Consider the following 18,537-nt stretch of genomic DNA (forward strand, 5'->3'; position numbering starts at 1 on the left):
GGAGTCCGCAGATGATGCTGAGCATCCTCGGCTTTGGCATGGTCATTTCGTTCATGTACCTGATCATGAGCAAACGACTGTCGCCGCTGGTCGCCCTGATCACCATCCCGATCATCTTCGCCCTGTTGGGCGGCTTCGGCGCCAACATCGACGAAATGATGCTGGAAGGCATCAAGAAGATCGCGCCGACCGGCGTGATGCTGATGTTCGCCATCCTCTACTTCGGCGTGATGATCGATGCCGGCCTGTTCGATCCGCTGGTGCGGGTGATCCTGCGCTTCGTCAAGGGCGATCCGATGAAGATCGTGCTCGGCACCGCGGTGCTGGCGATGCTGATCTCGCTCGATGGCGACGGCTCGACCACCTACATGATCACCGTCTCGGCGATGCTGCCGCTGTACCAGCGGCTGGGCATGAACGCGCTGAACATGACCTGCGTGACCATCCTTGCCGGCGGCGTGATGAACCTGACCCCGTGGGGCGGGCCGACCGCACGCGCGGCCACCGCGCTGCATGTGGACCCGGCCGATGTATTCGTGCCGCTGATCCCGTCGATGGTGATCGCCTGTGCCGGCGTGCTGCTGCTGGCCTGGTACCTGGGCCTGAAGGAACGCCGCCGGCTGGGCGTGGTGACCCTGCCCAAGGGCGGCAGCTGGATGGACAACAGCGTGTCCGACGACAGCAACCCGCTGCCGACCGTGGAAGACGCCGAAGACATCAAGCGCCCGAAGCTGCTGTGGGTGAACCTGGCGCTGACCGTGGCGCTGATGACCGCACTGATCATCGGCGTACTGCCGATGCCGGTACTGTTCATGGTCGGCTTCGCCATCGCACTGGTGATCAACTACCCGAACCTGGCCGAACAGCGCCGCCGCGTGGTCAACCACGCCGGCAACGTGCTGTCGGTGGTCTCGCTGATCTTCGCCGCCGGCATCTTCACCGGCATCCTCAACAACACCGGCATGGTCGAAGCGATGTCGCACAGCTTCCTGGCGGTGATTCCGGAGTCGTGGGGGCCGTACCTGGCGGTGATCACCGCGGTGGCGTCGATGCCGTTCACCTTCTTCATGTCCAACGACGCGTTCTACTTCGGCGTGCTGCCGATCCTGTCCGAGGCCGCCGGCAACTACGGCATCACCCCGGTGGAAATGGCGCGCGCGTCTCTGGCTGGCCAGCCGGTGCATCTGCTCAGCCCGCTGGTGCCGTCCACCTACCTGCTGGTGGGCCTGGCCAAGGTCGAGTTCGCCGACCACCAGAAGTTCACCCTGAAGTGGGCCATCGCCATCTCGATGCTGCTGATGGTCGGCAGCCTGCTGTTCGGCCTGTATCCGCTCGCCGCCTGACCCCTTACCAAGGAGCCTTCTGCAATGACGCTTCGAATCGCTTACGTCACCAGCGGCATGGGCAGTGTCGGTACTGCCATCTGCCAGAGCCTGGCCCGCAGCGGCCACACCGTGGTCGCCGGTTGCGCGCCGAATTCGCCGCGCAAGGCCAACTGGCTGCGCGAACAGCGCGAACAGGGTTTCGACTTCATCGCGTCCGAAGGCAACGCCACCGACTGGACCTCGACCAGCGCGGCGTTCGCCAAGGTGCGTGCCGAAGTCGGTGAAGTGGACGTGCTGGTCAACAACTCCGGCGGCAGCCGCGACCTGCTGTTCCGGCAGATGACGGTGGAAGACTGGAACGCGGTGATCGCCTCCAACCTCAATTCGCTGTTCAACCTGACCAAGCAGGTGGTCGACGGCATGGCCACGCGTGGCTGGGGCCGCATCATCAACATCGGCTCTGTGAGTGCGCACAAGGGCCAGATCGGCCAGGTGAACTACGCAACGGCGAAGGCGGCGATGCATGGCTTCAGCCGTGCACTGGCCGCCGAAGTGGCCTCGCGCGGGGTCACCGTCAATACGCTGTCGCCGGGCTACATCGCCAGCCAGGCGATCAGCAGCTTCCCACCGGATGTACTGGACCGGTTGGCCGCATCGGTGCCGGTGCGCCGCCTTGGCCGCCCCGAGGAAGTGGCGGGCCTGGTGGCCTGGCTGGCATCGGACGAGGCTTCGTACGTGACCGGCGCCGACTACCCGGTCAACGGCGGCCTGTACATGGGGTGAGCCCGCTTCCACGCAACGCGTGGACTGCCTCCCCCACGGAGTGCGCGGGGCCGGTAAACCTTCGCGTGCGAGGGGGATCCGGCCCCATTTTGTTTCTGCAATTCTGGGACGCACTGCCCGATACATCGGCAGAACCGATGCTATACCTGCCAACGCTCACTGAGCCTGATGGACCAACGGCTGGAATCGCGGATCAAGGAGGTTGGCATGCGTGCATTGCTGATTGCGCTTCTTGTGGTCGCCACTACGCTGCTGACGACACAGGCCCGGGCGGAGCCCCCGCCGATGCGGGTGATCACGGGTCTGGGCTGCCCCGACTGGCTGATACCAGGTGCCCCCACTCTCGATGCACAGATCACCGGGCATCCGGAGTGGACCTTCTCCTGGGCGCCCGCGTCCTATACCAATCGCGATCCCATCCGGATCTACATCCAGTCCTTCGACTGCGATTCCTCCGACATTGCGGGCTACTACTTCCGGATCGCAGCCATTGCCCATGAAGTCGGGCACGCACTGTACTTCGACGGCATCGCCTTGAGTACCCGAAGTGCGTTCATCCAGCACTTCTGCACCATGGAGGGGAAAGCGGTACTCAACAACCTCACCGCGCGCAGCGAGCTTCTGGTAACCAGCCTGGGGTACTACGACATCGGTGTGGCGGCGTCCAACGGCCCCAGCCTCATCGCACGGGCCGATGCTGGCGGTGAAGAACTGGACCGGCAGGTGGGAAAGCTGTTCTGCGACAACAACGTAACTTCAACCACCGGCGAGAACTACAACGACTTCTACGGCAGGATCTACGATGAAGCGATCGCAGCCCGTCCCTGAACTTCTTCTGCTCCTGAGCCTGTTGATTGCCGGCTCTGCGACAGCAGCCACGCCCGCCGCCAGTGCAGAGGAGGCGGACGCAACATGGCGGCTGGTGGAGCGCTGGTCCTCGCAGCTGGCACGCTCTGACCTTGTCGTGCAGCTATCACCACTGGCTCCGGCCAACTCGCGTTCGGAAGCAAGAATGGGCCGAGGCGACAGCGCAACCATCGATCTGGCGCCATTCGTGGTCGCCGGAAGGATCAAAGGGCCTTCTGGCCAGATCCATACCGATGCCTCCGGGCGAATCATCAAAGGCGTGACGCTCTCGCTGGGCGGCGCCTGCATCTCGCGAAAGCAGATGGGTCGCCGCTTCCCCAACTTCAGTGTTCTATCCGTTCCATCAGGACATAGCCTGGACGAGTCGACGGTATTCGGCACCGTGATAAGCGGAATCCAGATCGGATTCTCATTCTCCGAACATGATCGTGACTGCATGACCCAGCTCAGGTTCAGCTGGCCCGGCGAGCGCTTCTGATCCCGCCTTGTCGTCGGTAGTGCTGGACACGCATCACGCGCGTGCACCGTTCGTTGGTTTTTCGTAAAGAAGGTTTCATGTTCCGTTCGCATAGTGGCCATGCACCGCGCATGCATGCCGGTGACCACCCCCAATGCAACGGACCACCATGCAGACCCGACACCTGACGATCGCCGTGGCGATCGCGCTTTCCGCCGCCAGCGCCCATGCCGCCACCGTGGCCGATGCCGGCGCCAATGCCAGCACCGATGCCGCACTGAGCGCGCAGACGCTGGATACCGTCTCCGTGATCGGCCAGGGCGAGACCCGCCAGGTGCAGCGCATCACCGCGGTCGACAAGCAGGTGCTGCCGCCGGGTACCAGCGGCCAGAAGATCCTCGACCGCCTGCCCGGCGTGTCGGTGCAGTCCAACGATGCCTTCGGTGCCAACGAAGAATCGCAGACGATCAGCCTGCGTGGCTTCGACAAGAGCCGCCTCGGCTACACGCTGGACGGCATCCCGCTGGGCGACAACAGCTACGGCAACTACAACGGCCTGAGCATCGCCCGCGCGATCATCGCCGAGAACCTGGCCGGCGCCGAACTGTCGCAGGGCATCGGTTCGCTGGGCGTAGCCTCGACCAGCAACCTGGGTGGCACCATCCAGTACTTCTCGATGGATCCGTCCACCGAGTTCGGCGGCCGCGCCAGCGTCACCGTGGGTGACAACAACCAGCGCCGTGGTTACCTGCGCGTGGATACCGGGGACATCAACGGCTTCTCGGCCTACGTGTCCGGCGTGCACCAGGACCAGGACATGTGGGCCGCGCCGCACCAGAACCAGACCACGCGCCAGTTCAACGCCAAGGCGGTCTGGAATGTCGGCGACCACCGCTTCGGTGCGTTCGTGGCGACCTCGCGTGCCAGCCAGGCCAACTACGCCTACCTGTCCAAGGACATGCTGGCCCGCGGCCTGGGCTATGACTGGAACATCTACGCGCCGGACTGGGATCGCGCCGTGGCCGCCGCGTATTGCGCGCCCGGTACCTTCAATGCTTCGAAGTGCAAATTCAGCGGCAATGTCCGCAGCATCGACGACGCCTACTATCAGAGCCGTGCGCTGCGTGACGACAACCTGTACTCGGTGGATGCCGACCTGCGCCTGGGCGAGCAGGGCCGCCTGAAGCTGCTGGCCTACCATCATGACAACCGTGGCCAGGGCCACTGGTGGGCGCCGGGCCAGCCGTCCTACCCGGGTACCGACAAGATGCTGCCGATCTCGATCCGCAGCACCAACTACACCATCAACCGCGATGGCCTGACCGCCGCGCTGTCGTGGACGGTGGGCATCCACGAGCTGGAAGCCGGCCTGTGGTTCGAGCAGAACGACCATAACGTCTCGCGCAACTTCTACTACATCAGCGGCCCGTTCCTGGACGACCTGTACCTGAAGAACCCGGACCGCCTGCTGTTCAACCAGGACTTCGACATCCGCACGCGCCAGTTCTACGTGCAGGACCGCATGCGCTTCCTGGACCAGCGCCTGACCGTGGACGTCGGCATCAAGAGCCCGAACACCCGCATGCGCGCCACCGCCAACCCGGGCGTGGAGACCAGCATCGCCTCGGGCACGCTGACCGCCAAGGAATCGGTGCTGCCGCAGGTCGGCCTTGGCTTCAAGCTCAACGCCAACAACGAGCTGTTCGCTTCGTACGCCGAGAACATTGCTGCCTTCGTCGGCGGCGGCAGCGGCGGCCCGCTGCAGGTCTCGCCGGAATCGTTCGCGGCCAGCGCCGGGCTGGAGCCGGAAAAGTCCAAGAGCCTGGAAGCCGGCTTCCGCACCTTCGGCGAGAAGTACCAGGCGTCCATCGCCGCCTACAACGTGAAGTTCGACAACCGCCTGCTGTCGCTGAACCCTTGCTCGAGCATCGAGGTGGGTACGCGTCCGGAGTGCGTGACGCGCTTCATCAACGTCGGCTCGGTGAAGAGCCACGGCGCGGAGCTGACCTTCATCCTCAAGCCGATCGACGGCCTGCAGTGGTACAACGCGCTGTCCTGGAACAAGACCACCTACGAGGATGACTACACCTCGGGCGGTGCGATCGTGCCAGTGGCCGGCAAGATCACCGTGGACACGCCGCAGCGCATGGCCTCCAGTGAAATCAGCTGGAACCGTGATGGTTTCTTCGCCAGCCTGCGCGCCAAGTACACCGGCAAGCGCTACTACACCTACACCAACGATCAGTCGGTGCCGGGCGTGACCACCTTCGACGCCGGTGCAGGCTACGACTTCGGCCCGGGCTTCGGCCTGCGCAACGTGCGGGTGTCGTTGAACGCGACCAACCTGACCAACAAGCGCTATGCCGGCCAGCTGAGCTCGTTCGCACCGACCGATCCGAACGGCACGCGTTATGCGATCCATGCAAGCGCGCCGCGTCAGGTGTTCATGACGGTGGCGGCGGAGTTCTAAGTCAGAAGCGTTGCCCCGCGGCGTCTTGATTGTCATCGCGGGGCAGGGCCGGATGGGCCGGCGCAGGACACGCCGTAAACCCATCCTTGGGGGCTCGATGGCGCCTTGCTCGCGTGCGCTGTCCTGCGCACACGGCAAGACCGGGGTTGGGCGTCCTGCCCAACCCGCCAGTCGCATGCGACTGGCCCATGGCGCCAACGGTCCTGCGCCGGCCCATCCAACCCTGCTCGAAGGTTTCCCGCGCCACGGTGCGGAAGGCAAAGAGGAGCAAAAGCAAAGAGCCGGGCATTGCCCGGCTCTTTGCTTTTCAAGCGCAATCCTTCGGCGTACCTGCTACCGCGCCCGCGGGAAACTGTCTGGAGGAGGCGGGGCACCCTGGCCAGGACCGTTGGCGCCATGGATGGCGCCATCGAGCACCATGGAGGGGCTTTTGCGTGTCCTGGCCAGGGTGCCCCGCCTCCTCCCCACCGATAGCAGGCAGGCGCTGGCGGGTCCGCCAACGCATTTCATTCCGGCGCCAGCTGGTCCATCCGTATCCGGTTGGCGAACAACGAGAACGCCAGCATGCCGGCCAGTCCGTTCGCCCGGCTCACCCAGTGCGGCAGCCAGCGCGGTGGCTTCAGCACCCCACTCTCGAACAGCGGCGCGAACGCGATCGCATCGGTCAGGCTCATCTTGCCGGCGAACAACCAGCGGCAGACCTGCAGCCGGTCTTCGGCCAGCATATGGCGGAAGAAGGTGTGCACCGACACCAGGCCACGCAGGTACACCGTGTCCTTGGTGAAGGCCAGGCCACCGCTGGGCGGTACGCCGCGGAACACGCGTTGCGCCGAGGCGAAACTTTCTTCGGTGTTCTGCCCGGCATCGCAGAAATAGCGGAACACCTCGATGAAATCGGCGCCTTCGCGCGCCATCGCAATCGCTTCGGTACGCAGGCTGATGCGTTTCAGGCGCTCGATGTCGATGCTGCCGGTGATCTGTTCGGCGAACGTTGCCAACCCTTCCTGGGTCGCGGTCACCCGCGGCGACGACAGCGCCAGGCTCGGCAGCACCGGCTGTTCGCGGCCGTTCAATGCGGTCAGCGAATGCACCAGTGCTTCATGGTGGAACAGCTGCGCGCGGTCGTAGGCGCTGAAACGCGCACTGGTGCGCAGGCGGATGCGGGTCGGGCCGGCAGCCGCCTTGGAGACCAGCTCCGGATCCAGCTGCACCTGGATGATGCGCGATTCGAAGAAGGCATCGAGGTCGTTCTGCAGCTGCAGTTGCAGGGCAATGGCCGACACCGGCACCTGCTCTTCCGGCGCCAGCAGTTCGTGGTCCAGTTCGGCGGCAATCTGGATGAAGTGCCGCGCCGCTTCGCGCGTGCTCGGGCCATTGCCCGGCAGCGGCTGCTCGGGCGCGCCGAACAGCTGCACCGAACAGGTATCGACGGCGGCGGTGCCCAGCCCCTCCAGCAGCTGCGCGGCCAGGTCCCAGCTCTGCGCCGACTGCCGCACGTAATGACCGAGTGGATGGCTGTCGTCGCAGTCGGCGGCGATCGCGGCCAGCGCGCTGCGCTCCTCGCTGAAATCCAACCGCGGATAGTCCACCTTCGGCAGCACCGGCTGGCCGCGCGCCACGCTGTCCAGGAACGGTGCCTGCACCGTCGCCGGCCAGCTGGTCAGGCCCAGCAGGCGGATGCCACCCACGGCCTCGACCAGGCGCGCATCGAGCGCTGCATGGTGGGCCACCTCACGGTCCAGCGTCGCGGTCGGTTCCATGCGCGGACTATAACGCCCAGCCCGCGCGTTGGTAGCTGCCAACCTTGGTTGGCACCCCCCGCAGGCGGGCGTCGGACATATTCCGTGCCAACCAAGGTTGGCACCTACCAAGGGCAGGCAGAGGCGGGCTTCGGATCCATTCGTGCCAACCAAGGTTGGCACCTACCAGAAACGGCTCAACGCCGGCGTGGCTTGCCCGCCGGGCGGAACTGCTGGCCCTTGCCCTTCCTGCCGCCGCGCTCCTGCGCGGTCTCGGCCTGGCGCACCGCCAGCTTGGCGGCCGCGGCGGCCACTTCTTCCTTCAGCTTGAAGTAGTTCAGCAGCCGGCTCTCTTCGATCTCACCGGCGTCGATCGCTGCGCGCACGGCGCAGCCCGGCTCCTGCTGATGCTTGCAGTCGTTGAAGCGGCACTGTGCGGCAAGTGCTTCGATATCGGCGAAGCCGCCCTCGGACAGCGTTTCTTCGCCGGTCGGTTTCAACTCGCGCATGCCGGGGGTGTCGATCAGGCAGGCACCGGTCGGCAGCGGCATCAGCGCGCGATGGGTGGTGGTGTGGCGGCCACGCGAGTCGTTGGCGCGCACCGCATTGGTCTTCATCCGCTGCTCGCCAAGCAGGGTGTTGGTCAACGTGGACTTGCCGGCACCGGAAGAACCGACCAGCACCACCGTGCGGCCCGGGCCCAGCCACGGCTGCAGCACCGCCACGCTGTCGGCATCCAGGCCGTTGATCGCATGCAGCGCGATGCCCTGCATCTCCAGTTCTTCCAGCACCGCCAGTGCGTCTTCGCTGTATTCGGTCTGGTCGGCCTTGGTCAGCACCACCACCGGTTCGGCACCACCGCCGCCAACCAGCAGCAGGTAGCGTTCGATACGGCGCGGATTGAAGTCGGCGTCCAGGCCGCAGACGATGAACACCGTATCGATGTTGGCCGCGATCACCTGCTGGTGGTAATGCTCGCCGGCCGCACCGCGCTTGATCGCGGTCCGGCGCGGCAGCAGGGCGACGATCCGGATGCCATCAAGCAGCACCCAGTCGCCCACCGCCGGCCGCTCATGGCTGGGGAAGCGCGGGCGCTGCCATTCCGGCAGCGACTCGGCTTTGATCGATGCATCCGGGCCGTCGGCCACCACGTAATGGGTGCGGTGCTGTTCGATCACCCGCGCCGGGCGGGCCTGCGGATGGGCAGCCATCGCGGCCTGCCAGTCGGCCTGCTGCGCCGGGCCCGGCCAGGGCCAGCCGATGGTCTGCAGGGCGGTGAAATCGGGGGTCTGGGTCATCGCCGCCATTCTAACCGGCCCGATGCCCTGCCAGCCCAGCAACGGCAGGCCCGCGCCCTTGCCATGCATTGCAGCAATTCCGGTAGGATGGAAACCCCATGCCTTTTGACGGCCCAGCCCCCATGTCCACCCCCTCGCCCAAGCCCCTGGCCATCCGCGAGCGCCTTTCCGAAGTGCGCTACGAAATCCGCGGAGAACTGGCGCGGCGAGCCCGGGAGCTGGAAGCGCAGGGCCGCAAGCTGATCAAGCTCAACATCGGCAACCCCGGTGCCTTCGGCTTCCGTGCGCCCGAGCACCTGCAGCGCGCGATCGCCGACGACATGGGCCGCACCGACCCGTACACCCACCAGCAGGGCCTGCCGGTCGCACGCGAAGCCATCGCCGGCTATTACGCCCGCCGTGGCGCGCCCGATGCGCACCCGGACCGTGTCTTCCTCGGCAACGGCGTCAGCGAACTGATCGACCTCTCGCTGCGCGCCCTGCTCAACCCGGGCGACGAAGTGCTGGTGCCCTCGCCCGACTACCCGCTGTGGTCGGCCTCGACCATCCTCAACGATGGCCGCCCGGTGTACTACCGCTGCGCGCCGGAGAACGGCTTCCAGCCGGACCCGAGCGAGATCGAGACGCTGGTCTCTTCGCGCACCCGCGCCATCGTGCTGATCAACCCGAACAATCCCAGCGGCGCCAGCTATCCGCGCGAACTGCTGGAACGCGTGGTGGAGATCGCACGCCGCCACAACCTGCTGCTGCTGGTCGATGAGATCTACGACCAGATCCTCTACGACGACGCGGTGTTCCAGCCGGTCGCGCCGCTGGCCGGCGATCATCCGTGCCTGACCTTCAGCGGCCTGAGCAAGGTGCACCGCGCCTGCGGCTGGCGCGTGGGCTGGGCCCACCTCAGCGGCGACGATGCCCGGCTCGGCGACTTCCGTGCAGCGCTGGACCTGCTTGGCGCGCTGCGCCTGTGCGCCAACGTGCCCGGCCAGTACGCCATCGAGGCCGCCGTGAACGGCCCGGACACCATTTCCGAATTGTGCACGCCCGGTGGCCGCCTGTATGAGACCCGGCGCGCGGTGATCGAGGCCTGCGAAGCCAGCGAGCACCTGTCGCTGGTCGCGCCGGCCGGTGCGCTGTATGCGTTCCCGGCCGTGGTCGGCGCCGCCGCCAAGGGCTTCGACGACCATAACTTCGCGTTGGACCTGATGAACAACGAAGGCGTGCTGGTGGTGCCCGGTTCCAGCTTCAACGTGCCCTACCGCCACCACTTCCGCGTGACCCTGATGCCGGAAGCCTCGGTGATGCGCGATGTGTTCGCCCGCATCGACCGCGTGCTGGCCCGACGTGCCGAGGACGCGACCAAGGTCGTGCCGCTGAAGCCGCGCCGTTCGGTGGCCTGAGCGGTGGCGCTGTCCTATCTGGCGCTGGGCGATTCGTACACCATCGGCGAAGCGGTTGCGGTTGAAGGCCGTTGGCCGCACCAGCTGGCCGCCGCGCTGCGCGCGCAGGGCGTGGACCTGGCCGACCCGCAGACCATCGCCACCACCGGCTGGACTACCGATGAACTGGACGCCGGTATCGACCTGGCTTCGCCACAGGGCCCGTTCGACTTCGTCAGCCTGCTGATCGGCGTCAACAACCAGTACCGCGGGCGCCCGCTGGACGAGTACCGCGCCCAGTTCGAAGCCCTGCTGCAGCGCGCGATCGGCTTTGCCGCCGGTCGCCCCGAGCGGGTGCTGGTGCTGTCCTTCCCGGATTGGGGCGCGACCCCGTTCGGCGCTGGCAGTAGCCGTGACCTGGCCGCGGTCGAGATCGAGACCGACGAGTTCAACGCGGCCGCCGAGGTGATCAGCACCCAGCACAACGTGGCCTTCGTCGATATCACCGACATCAGCCGCGCCCAGGGCGAGGACCCGGCGATGATCGCCGAGGATGGCCTGCATCCCTCGGCGCGGATGTACGCGCTGTGGAGCGAACGGGCGCTGCCGGTGGCCGCGCACCTGCTCGGCCGCGCCGGCTGACATCCCCCAGCGGAGTGGCCCGGGCCAGGATCAGGGCCGGCTGCGACACCCCGGGCCTGGCAGCCCCCACCGCGCCGTGGGGCGATGCGACGCAATGTTCCTGCCCTGCTCATCCCGCGCGATGCCGCCGGGGGTAGAATTGATCATTCGAATTCCCGGAACCCCGACGTCCATGTCCCTCGATCCCGCCCTGCGTTCGCGCATCGAATCCATCCTCAACGACAACCGCGTCGTGCTGTTCATGAAGGGCCAGCCGTCGATGCCGCAGTGCGGTTTCTCGGCCAAGGCCGTGGGCGCCCTGCAGGACCTCGGCGTCGAGTTCGCCCACGTCAACGTGCTGGCCGACCAGGAAATCCGTGAAGGCATCAAGGCCTATGGCGACTGGCCGACCATCCCGCAGCTGTACATCGACGGCGAACTGGTCGGCGGCAGCGACATCGTGCTGCAGATGGCCGCCAGCGGCGAGCTGAGCAGCGTGCTGGGCCTGGCCGCGCCGGACCGCACCCCGCCGAGCATCACCGTGACCCCGGCTGCCGTGGAAATGCTGAAGGGCGCGCTGGCCGACGCCCCGGGCGCCGCGCTGCAGCTGACCATCGACGCTGGCTTCCAGCCGAACTTCCAGCTGGCCCCGCACGACGAAGGCGCGATCGCCGCCGAGTCCAACGGCCTGCGCGTGCAGTTCGACCTGGCCAGCGCCCGTCGCGCCAACGGCATCACCATCGACTGGGTGGACGACATCCGCGGCAAGGGCCTGGCCATCGACAACCCGAACGCGCCCAAGCCGGTGCAGGAAATCAGCGTTCGCGATGCCGACGACCTGGTGCGCGCCGGCAACATCACCCTGGTGGACGTGCGCCCGGCTGACGAACGCGCCATCGCCGCCGTCGGCGTGCCGTTCAAGAGCTTCGACGGCAACGGCCGCGCCGCGCTGGAAGCCCTGCCGAAGGACACGGCGCTGGCGTTCATGTGCCACCACGGTGGCCGCAGCGCGCAGGCCGCCGAGCAGTTCCGTGCGCTGGGCTTCACCAAGGTGTTCAACGTCACCGGCGGCATCAACGCCTGGTCGGAAGACGTGGACAACGGCGTGCCGAAGTACTGATCGGCAGCGGTTGAAACCTACGAAAAACGCCGGCGAACGCCGGCGTTTTTTGCATCCACGCATGGCGTGGATCTACCCCGCAAACCCGCCTTCGGCCAGGTAGTCCAGCTCTTCCGGCGCCGGAATGCGGCCCAGTACCGCGTTGCGATGCGGGAAGCGGCCGAAACGGCGGATGATGTCGCGGTGCAGTTCGGCGTACTGCAGGTATTCCTTGTCGCCCAGTGCGTCGAACATCGCCACCGAACGGTCCTGGTCCAGTGGATCCTCGGAGTGCTCGAACGGCAGGTAGATGAAGGCGCGCAGCTTCGGCACCAGCTGCAGGTCCAGGCCTTCCTCGATCGCGCGCATCGCGTAGTGCCGGGCCAGGCCATCGGTGGCGTAGGAATGGGCGGTACCGCGGAAGCAGTTGCGCGGGAACTGGTCCAGCAGCAGCATCAGCGCCAGCGCGCCCTCGGCGCTGCCCAGCCAATGCTCGCGCGCGCGCGACGCCGCGGCGAAATGCTCATCCAGGAACAACCGGCGGAACTGCGCGTCGAACGCATCGTCGCGGGCGAACCACTTTTCCGGGCCCGCCTCCTTCCAGAATTCCACCACTTGCGCGGCAACGTCCATCACCTACTCCCCAGGGCCGGCGCGCCGCGCCAGGCCATCATCATCATTCGTCGAAGCGCAGGTGGCGGACCGACTTGCCGTTGCGCCGGATAAGCTTAAGCGCCTCGATGCCGATCTGGATATGGTTTTCCACGAACTGGGAGCTGACCTTGGCATCGGAGGCCTCGGTCTTGACCCCGTCGGGGATCATCGGCTGGTCGGACACCAGCAGCAGCGCGCCGCTGGGGATGTGGTTGGCGAAGCCGGCGGCGAACACCGTGGCCGTTTCCATGTCGATGGCCATGCAGCGCATCGCCCGCAGCCGCTCCTTGAAGGCCTCGTCGTGTTCCCAGACCCGGCGGTTGGTGGTGTAGACGGTGCCGGTCCAGTAGTCGTGGCCGAGGTCGCGGATCATGGTCGAGACCGCACGCTGCAGCGCGAACGCCGGCAGCGCCGGCACTTCCGGCGGCAGGTAGTCGCCCGAGGTGCCCTCGCCGCGGATCGCGGCGATCGGCAGCACCAGGTCGCCCAGCTGGTTCTTGCGCTTGAGCCCGCCGCACTTGCCCAGGAACAGCACCGCCTTGGGCATCACCGCCGACAGCAGGTCCATGATGATCGCGGCATTGGGGCTGCCCATGCCGAAGTTGATCATGGTGATGCCGTCGATGGTGGCACTGGCCATCGGCCGGTCCAGGCCGATGACCGGCGCGCCGGTCAGCTCGGAAAAGGTATGCAGGTAGCCGCCGAAGTTGGTCAACAGGATGTGCTGGCCGAACTGGTCCAGGGGCACGCCGGTATAGCGCGGCAGCCAGTTGTCGACGATTTCCTGCTTGCTCTTCATGGGCCGGGGTCCGGGACGGCGGGGGACCGGCTATTTTCGGCCAGACCGGCGGTGCCGTCGAGCCGCCAGCGGCCAGCCTGTGAAGAAGGTCACTTGGCAAGCCCACCACGCCCCGGCTAGCGTCGGCGATTGGACCAAGCCGCAAGCAAGGGGAACTGCATGGCATCGACGTTGTTGCGCGCCGGGGTGGCACTGGCGCTGCTTTCATTGAGTACGGCACCGGCGGTGGGCGCCTCGCGCTTCCTCGCCGATCCCTACCCCAGCACCTACCAGGCGCATCCCGATGCGCCGGTGCTGATCCAGAACGCCACCGTGCTGACCGGCACCGGCCAGCGCCTGGACAACGCCGACGTGCTGCTGCGCGAGGGCCGCATCGTAGCGGTCGGCCAGCAGTTGCAGGCCGACGCCGCCGTCACCCGCATCGATGCCCAGGGCAAGTGGGTCACGCCGGGACTGATCGACGTGCACTCGCACCTGGGCGTGTATCCCAGCCCGGGCGTCGGTGCGCACAGCGACGGCAACGAGATGACCGCGCCGGTCACCGCCAACGTCTGGGCCGAGCATTCGGTGTGGCCGCAGGACCCGGGCTTCGCCACGGCGCTGGCCGGCGGCGTGACCAGCATGCAGGTACTGCCTGGTTCGGCCAACCTGGTCGGTGGCCGCGGCGTGACCCTGAAGAACGTACCGGCGGTGACCTACCAGGCGATGAAGTTCCCCGGCGCGCCGTGGGGCCTGAAAATGGCCTGCGGCGAGAACCCCAAGCGGGTCTACGGCGAAGGCAAGGGCGTGGCCCCGGCCACGCGCATGGGCAACGTGGCCGGCTATCGCGCAGCCTTCATCGATGCCGCCGATTACATCGCCAAGAACAAGCCCAAGCCGGCCAAGCGCAAGGGCTGGTTCGGCAGCGACAAGGGCGACAGCGCCGGGGATGCCGGCGGCAAGCGCGACCTCAAGCTGGACACGCTGGCCGGCGCCATCCAGGGCGACATCCGCGTGCACATCCACTGCTACCGCGCCGACGAAATGGCCACCATGCTCGACCTGGCCAAGGAATTCGGCTTCAAGGTGGCCGCGTTCCACCACGGCGTGGAGGCCTACAAGCTGGCTGACCGGCTGGCCGCCGATGGCGTCTGCGGCGCGCTGTGGGCCGACTGGTGGGGCTTCAAGATGGAGGCCTTCGACGGTATTCCGGAGAACATCGCGCTGGTCGACCGGCCGAAGAACAGCTGTGCCATCGTCCATTCCGATTCACCCGAAGGCATCCAGCGCCTCAACCAGGAAGCCGCCAAGGTGATGGCCTCGGCGCGACGTGCACGCATGCCGGAGATCACACCCGAGCACGCCATCACCTGGATGACCGCCAACGCCGCCAAGGCGCTGGGCATCGAGGGCCAGACCGGCACCCTGGAGGCCGGCAAGATGGCCGATGTGGTGGTGTGGAACGGCAATCCCTTCAGTTCCTACGCGCTGGCCGAGCAGGTCTTCATCGACGGCCGCCGCCTGTACGACCGCAGTGCGCCGGCGGCGACGCCGCGTTCCGATTTCCAGCTTGGCCAGGAGGTGCGCTGATGAGGGTGCTCAAGCAGTGGCTGCACTCTGCCGCGAAGGGCAGCCGGGCCTGGCTCGGCGCTACCGCCATGGTGCTGGCGTGCATCTCCGCATCCGCACAGGCGCAGGACCTGCTGGTGCGCAACGCCACGGTGCACACCGCCAGCGCACGCGGCAGCCTGCAGAACGCCGACGTGCTGGTGCAGGGCGGCATCATCCGTGCGGTGGGCAACGGCCTGTCCGCGCCCGCTGGCGCAACCGTGGTCGAGGCCAGTGGCCGCCCGTTGACCCCTGCACTGTTCGGCGGCATCACCGAGACCGGCATCGAAGAAGTACTGGTCGAGAGGAGCACCGTCGACAGCGCACTGAAGATCGGCGAGCAACCGTTGCGGCCCGAGTTCGACGTGACCCTGGCCTACAACCCGGCCTCGGTGCTGATTCCGGTGACCCGGCTGGAAGGGATCGGCTTCACCGCACTGGGGGCAACCCCCGGCGGTGGCTTCGTGGCCGGCCAGGGCGGCGTGATGCGGCTCGATGGCAGCATCGATCCGATCGGCCCGCGCGCCCTGTTCCTGCGCATCGGCGCAGCCGCCTCGGAATTGACCGGCCAGTCGCGCGCCGCGCAGTGGATGCTGCTGCAGCAGATGATCGACGAGGCGCGTGGCCAGGTGGCCGCAGACTCGCCGCATGCGTTGCTGACCCCGGCCGGCCGCCGCACGTTGAGCCGCTACCTGGCCGGCCAGGGCCGCATCGTGGTGGAAGTGGACCGTGCCGCCGACATCCGCCAGCTGCTGCGTTGGGCCGCCCGCGAGAAGGTGAAGATCGCCATCGCCGGGGCCAGCGAAGCGTGGCAGGTGGCGCCGGAACTGGCCGCTGCCCACGTGCCGGTGTTCGTTGATGTGCTGGCCAACCTGCCGGCCAGCTTCGACCAGATCGGGGCCACGCTGGAGAATGCGGCACGCCTGCAGCGCGCGGGTGTGGCGGTCTCCTTCGTGCAGCGCGGCGACGCCACCCACAACGCCCGCAAGATGCGCCAGCTGGCCGGCAATGCGGTCGCCCATGGCCTGCCCTGGGCCGACGGCCTGGCCGGCCTGACCCGGGTACCGGCGCAGGCGTTCGGCGTGGCCGACCAGATCGGCAGCATCGAGCCCGGCAAGCGCGCCGACCTGGTGCTGTGGGAAGGCGACCCGCTGGACGTGGCGCACTATGCCGAACAGGTCTGGCTGGGGGGACGTGCGATGCCGATGCGCTCGCGCCAGACCGAACTGCGCGACCGCTACCTGCAGCGCAACGCGCAGCCCTGACCGTACACGAGGAAATTCCAATGGCCACGCTGCGCTGGTACTTCGACTTCGTCTCGCCGTATTCCTACCTGCACTGGCAGAAGCTGAAGCAGCTGCCGCAGTTCGCGCAGATCCAGCCGGTGCCGATTGCCTTCGGTGCGGTGCTGCATCACCTGGGCAACCTCGGTCCGGCCGAGATTCCCGCCAAGCGTCGTTTCATCTACCGCCAGCTGCTGTGGACCGCGCAGGCCGAGGGTACGCCCCTGCGATTCCCGCCGGGCCATCCGTTCAACCCGTTGTCGGCGCTGCGCCTGTGCCTGGCCGCCGGCGCCAGCGCACAGGCGGTGGATGTGTTGTTCGACTGGATCTGGCGCGACGGCAACGCCGCCGACAGTGCCGATGCGCTGCGCGAGCCGGCCGCGCGGCTGGGCATCGAGGATGCCGACCGTGCCATCGCCGAGCCGGCGGTCAAGGAGCAGCTGCGGCGCAATACCGAGGCCGCGATTGCCGCGGGCGTGTTCGGGGTCCCCACCCTGGCCATCGACGACGAGCTGTTCTGGGGCAACGACGCGCACCCGTTGATGGCCGCCGTGCTGGCCGACCCAGGCCTGCTGCTGCAGCCCGAATGGCAGCGCCTGGCCAGCCTGCCGGTAGCGGTGCAGCGCAACCGCTGAACAGGGCGTGGCGCGTTTCCCTCGCGCGCCACGCCCGGTTTTGAGATAGATTTCACGTTTCCGAACCTACAACCGCCCTGGAGGGGGAGCCGCGGATGCGCATCGGAATCGTCGTCGACTCGGCCTGCGACCTGCCGCAGGACTTCATTGCCGCGCACAACATCGTGCTGCTGCCGATCACCGTACGGATCGGCGAAGCCGTGCTGGCCGATCATCGCGATGAGCAGGCCACGCTGAGCTTCCTGCACGCGCACGTGGCCGAGCATGGTGCGGAAGCGGAAACCATCCCGTTCAGCGTCAACCAGATCCGTGACCTGTTCCTGCAGCAGCTGGTGATCGATTACGACCACGTGTTCTGCATGACCATCACCAAGACCCGCAGCCCGATCCACGACAACGCGCTGCAGGCCAGCTTCGCCATCCTCAACGACTACAAGCCGGTGCGGCAGGCGGCGGGCTACAACTCGCCGTTCGCGCTGCGCGTGCTCGATACCCAGAACCTGTTCGCCGCGCAGGCGGTGACCGCGGTGGAGGCGGTGCGCCTGCGCGACAGCAACGCCAGCGTGCAGCAGATCCGCGAGCGGCTGGAGGAACTGGCCGGCAACGTGCACGGCTACATGGTCACCCGCGACCTGTACTACATGCGCGCGCGTGCGCGGCACAAGGGCGACCGCAGCGTCGGCCTGCTCAGCGCCGCGCTGGGCAGCGCGCTGGACATCAAGCCGGTGCTGCACGGCTACCGCGGCGAGACCGGGCCGGTGGCCAAGATCAAGGGCTTCGACAACGCGGTGCAGAAGCTGTTTGCGGTGGTTGGCCAGCGCGTGCGTGCCGGACTGATGACGCCGACCGTGTGTGTCAGCTACGGCGGTGAGCTGGACGAGCTGCGCACCCTGCCCGGCTATGCACCGCTGAAAGAGGTCTGCGCCAGCCACGGCGTGACCGTGTACGAATCGGTGATGAGCCTGACCGGCATGGTCAACGTCGGCAAGGGCGCGGTCACCGTGGGCTTTGCCGATGGGCCGCATCGGTTCGAATGAGCGCTGGCGACGGCCGGAATCTGCACATCGATTCCACCACGACTGTGCCAGCCTTGCCGCACTTCAAGGAGAACACCATGCCTGCGCAGTACCACATCAGCCTGCCCGACCCGTCCAAGGCCCGCGGCAACGACCCTGACCTGTCCTTCCATTCGCAGGGCGCCGCCGGTTTCGCTGAAGAGCTGCAGGACGCCCTGCGCAGCGGCGCGCTGTTCGAGCGCTGGAAGGCCAAGCAGCCCGACCCGGATGCGGTGGAACCGCAGTGGGGCGTCACCGACCCGGACGCCACCGTGACCGGTGAGCAGAAAGACCTGCGCATCAACCTGGTGGCCACCACCCGCATCGACAGTGATGTGTTCAAGCAGCGCCTGCGCCTGCTGGCCGGCCATCACTGGGAACTGCGCGACGTGCGTTGAGGCCTGCCCCGGGTAGATGCCAACCTTGGTTGGCAACTACCGCGTCACACGGTAGTGCCGGCCGCTGGCCGGCAACTGCAGAATCCATGAA

General features: G+C 67.1%; 17 protein-coding genes. 13 read left to right on the plus strand and 4 right to left on the minus strand.

Annotated elements, in window-relative coordinates:
* Positions 1-14 precede the first annotated feature (14 nt).
* The 5 genes from VN11_RS18170 to VN11_RS18190 all read left to right on the plus strand — a co-directional run bounded on the left by VN11_RS18170 (position 15) and on the right by VN11_RS18190 (position 5,902).
* Positions 15-1,343: a CitMHS family transporter gene (locus VN11_RS18170; protein WP_053451378.1), complete on the plus strand. Its 1,329-nt coding sequence runs from the start codon at positions 15-17 to the stop codon at positions 1,341-1,343.
* A 24-nt stretch (positions 1,344-1,367) separates the two neighbouring features.
* Positions 1,368-2,108 carry an acetoacetyl-CoA reductase gene (phbB, locus tag VN11_RS18175; RefSeq protein ID WP_053450753.1) on the plus strand — a complete coding sequence of 247 codons (741 nt, stop codon included), beginning with the start codon at positions 1,368-1,370 and terminating at the stop codon, positions 2,106-2,108.
* Between the two features lie 207 nt (positions 2,109-2,315).
* Positions 2,316-2,936, plus strand: a complete 621-nt coding sequence (locus VN11_RS22795; RefSeq protein ID WP_230078921.1) for a hypothetical protein — start codon at positions 2,316-2,318, stop codon at positions 2,934-2,936.
* Positions 2,911-3,453, plus strand: a complete 543-nt coding sequence (locus VN11_RS18185; RefSeq protein ID WP_053450754.1) for a hypothetical protein — start codon at positions 2,911-2,913, stop codon at positions 3,451-3,453. The genes VN11_RS22795 and VN11_RS18185 overlap by 26 nt, the downstream gene beginning before the upstream one ends.
* 148 nt (positions 3,454-3,601) lie before the next feature.
* Complete coding sequence (locus VN11_RS18190) at positions 3,602-5,902, plus strand: TonB-dependent receptor (RefSeq protein WP_053450755.1); 2,301 nt, start codon at positions 3,602-3,604, stop codon at positions 5,900-5,902.
* A gap of 506 nt (positions 5,903-6,408) precedes the next feature.
* On the opposite strand, the gene VN11_RS18195 is transcribed toward VN11_RS18190, so the two are convergent.
* Both VN11_RS18195 and rsgA read right to left on the minus strand, forming a co-directional pair.
* Positions 6,409-7,662 (minus strand): flavohemoglobin expression-modulating QEGLA motif protein, encoded by a 1,254-nt coding sequence (locus VN11_RS18195; RefSeq protein ID WP_053450756.1) that lies wholly within the window; start codon positions 7,660-7,662, stop codon positions 6,409-6,411.
* 176 nt (positions 7,663-7,838) lie between these two features.
* Positions 7,839-8,948: a ribosome small subunit-dependent GTPase A gene (gene rsgA, locus VN11_RS18200; protein ID WP_008265397.1), complete on the minus strand. Its 1,110-nt coding sequence runs from the start codon at positions 8,946-8,948 to the stop codon at positions 7,839-7,841.
* Between the two features lie 113 nt (positions 8,949-9,061).
* Here rsgA and VN11_RS18205 point away from each other — a divergent pair, with 113 nt between their 5' ends.
* The 3 genes from VN11_RS18205 to grxD all read left to right on the plus strand — a co-directional run bounded on the left by VN11_RS18205 (position 9,062) and on the right by grxD (position 12,056).
* The gene (locus tag VN11_RS18205; protein ID WP_053450757.1) at positions 9,062-10,336 is read left to right on the plus strand and encodes a pyridoxal phosphate-dependent aminotransferase; all 1,275 of its coding nucleotides are present in this window, start codon (positions 9,062-9,064) and stop codon (positions 10,334-10,336) included.
* A gap of 3 nt (positions 10,337-10,339) precedes the next feature.
* A complete protein-coding gene (locus tag VN11_RS18210; RefSeq protein WP_053450758.1) occupies positions 10,340-10,957 on the plus strand; it encodes an SGNH/GDSL hydrolase family protein in 618 nt (205 codons plus the stop codon).
* 172 nt (positions 10,958-11,129) lie between these two features.
* Complete coding sequence (gene grxD, locus VN11_RS18215) at positions 11,130-12,056, plus strand: Grx4 family monothiol glutaredoxin (protein ID WP_049455915.1); 927 nt, start codon at positions 11,130-11,132, stop codon at positions 12,054-12,056.
* A gap of 72 nt (positions 12,057-12,128) precedes the next feature.
* On the opposite strand, the gene VN11_RS18220 is transcribed toward grxD, so the two are convergent.
* Both VN11_RS18220 and VN11_RS18225 read right to left on the minus strand, forming a co-directional pair.
* Positions 12,129-12,668, minus strand: a complete 540-nt coding sequence (locus VN11_RS18220) for a DUF924 family protein (RefSeq protein WP_008264653.1) — start codon at positions 12,666-12,668, stop codon at positions 12,129-12,131.
* Between the two features lie 43 nt (positions 12,669-12,711).
* Entirely contained in the window at positions 12,712-13,488 is a 777-nt protein-coding gene (locus VN11_RS18225; RefSeq protein WP_005414446.1) for an AMP nucleosidase, read from the minus strand.
* 159 nt (positions 13,489-13,647) lie between these two features.
* On the opposite strand from VN11_RS18225, the gene VN11_RS18230 reads away from it, so the two are divergent.
* From VN11_RS18230 to VN11_RS18250, 5 genes are all read left to right on the plus strand, one after another.
* Complete coding sequence (locus VN11_RS18230) at positions 13,648-15,057, plus strand: amidohydrolase (protein WP_053450759.1); 1,410 nt, start codon at positions 13,648-13,650, stop codon at positions 15,055-15,057.
* Complete coding sequence (locus VN11_RS18235; RefSeq protein ID WP_080374963.1) at positions 15,057-16,340, plus strand: amidohydrolase family protein; 1,284 nt, start codon at positions 15,057-15,059, stop codon at positions 16,338-16,340. Before VN11_RS18230 ends, VN11_RS18235 begins: the two co-directional genes overlap by 1 nt.
* A 20-nt stretch (positions 16,341-16,360) precedes the next feature.
* Positions 16,361-16,993: a 2-hydroxychromene-2-carboxylate isomerase gene (locus tag VN11_RS18240; protein WP_053450760.1), complete on the plus strand. Its 633-nt coding sequence runs from the start codon at positions 16,361-16,363 to the stop codon at positions 16,991-16,993.
* A 95-nt stretch (positions 16,994-17,088) separates the two neighbouring features.
* Entirely contained in the window at positions 17,089-18,030 is a 942-nt protein-coding gene (locus tag VN11_RS18245; protein WP_053450761.1) for a DegV family protein, read from the plus strand.
* Between the two features lie 77 nt (positions 18,031-18,107).
* The gene (locus tag VN11_RS18250; RefSeq protein WP_053443843.1) at positions 18,108-18,446 is read left to right on the plus strand and encodes a hypothetical protein; all 339 of its coding nucleotides are present in this window, start codon (positions 18,108-18,110) and stop codon (positions 18,444-18,446) included.
* Positions 18,447-18,537: the final 91 nt, after the last annotated feature.

Origin of the sequence: Stenotrophomonas maltophilia, from assembly GCF_001274595.1 — a bacterium.
Classification (GTDB): domain Bacteria; phylum Pseudomonadota; class Gammaproteobacteria; order Xanthomonadales; family Xanthomonadaceae; genus Stenotrophomonas; species Stenotrophomonas forensis.

Excerpts from the sequence above, each read along its gene's own strand:
- VN11_RS18170 (WP_053451378.1), top strand. The coding sequence starts at position 15 with ATGCTGAGCATCCTCGGCTTTGGCATGGTCATTTCGTTCATGTACCTG.
- phbB (WP_053450753.1), top strand. The coding sequence starts at position 1,368 with ATGACGCTTCGAATCGCTTACGTCACCAGCGGCATGGGCAGTGTCGGT.
- VN11_RS22795 (WP_230078921.1), top strand. The coding sequence starts at position 2,316 with ATGCGTGCATTGCTGATTGCGCTTCTTGTGGTCGCCACTACGCTGCTG.
- VN11_RS18185 (WP_053450754.1), top strand. The coding sequence starts at position 2,911 with ATGAAGCGATCGCAGCCCGTCCCTGAACTTCTTCTGCTCCTGAGCCTG.
- VN11_RS18190 (WP_053450755.1), top strand. The coding sequence starts at position 3,602 with ATGCAGACCCGACACCTGACGATCGCCGTGGCGATCGCGCTTTCCGCC.
- VN11_RS18195 (WP_053450756.1), bottom strand. The coding sequence starts at position 7,662 with ATGGAACCGACCGCGACGCTGGACCGTGAGGTGGCCCACCATGCAGCG.
- rsgA (WP_008265397.1), bottom strand. The coding sequence starts at position 8,948 with ATGGCGGCGATGACCCAGACCCCCGATTTCACCGCCCTGCAGACCATC.
- VN11_RS18205 (WP_053450757.1), top strand. The coding sequence starts at position 9,062 with ATGTCCACCCCCTCGCCCAAGCCCCTGGCCATCCGCGAGCGCCTTTCC.
- grxD (WP_049455915.1), top strand. The coding sequence starts at position 11,130 with ATGTCCCTCGATCCCGCCCTGCGTTCGCGCATCGAATCCATCCTCAAC.
- VN11_RS18220 (WP_008264653.1), bottom strand. The coding sequence starts at position 12,668 with ATGGACGTTGCCGCGCAAGTGGTGGAATTCTGGAAGGAGGCGGGCCCG.
- VN11_RS18225 (WP_005414446.1), bottom strand. The coding sequence starts at position 13,488 with ATGAAGAGCAAGCAGGAAATCGTCGACAACTGGCTGCCGCGCTATACC.
- VN11_RS18230 (WP_053450759.1), top strand. The coding sequence starts at position 13,648 with ATGGCATCGACGTTGTTGCGCGCCGGGGTGGCACTGGCGCTGCTTTCA.
- VN11_RS18235 (WP_080374963.1), top strand. The coding sequence starts at position 15,057 with ATGAGGGTGCTCAAGCAGTGGCTGCACTCTGCCGCGAAGGGCAGCCGG.
- VN11_RS18240 (WP_053450760.1), top strand. The coding sequence starts at position 16,361 with ATGGCCACGCTGCGCTGGTACTTCGACTTCGTCTCGCCGTATTCCTAC.
- VN11_RS18245 (WP_053450761.1), top strand. The coding sequence starts at position 17,089 with ATGCGCATCGGAATCGTCGTCGACTCGGCCTGCGACCTGCCGCAGGAC.
- VN11_RS18250 (WP_053443843.1), top strand. The coding sequence starts at position 18,108 with ATGCCTGCGCAGTACCACATCAGCCTGCCCGACCCGTCCAAGGCCCGC.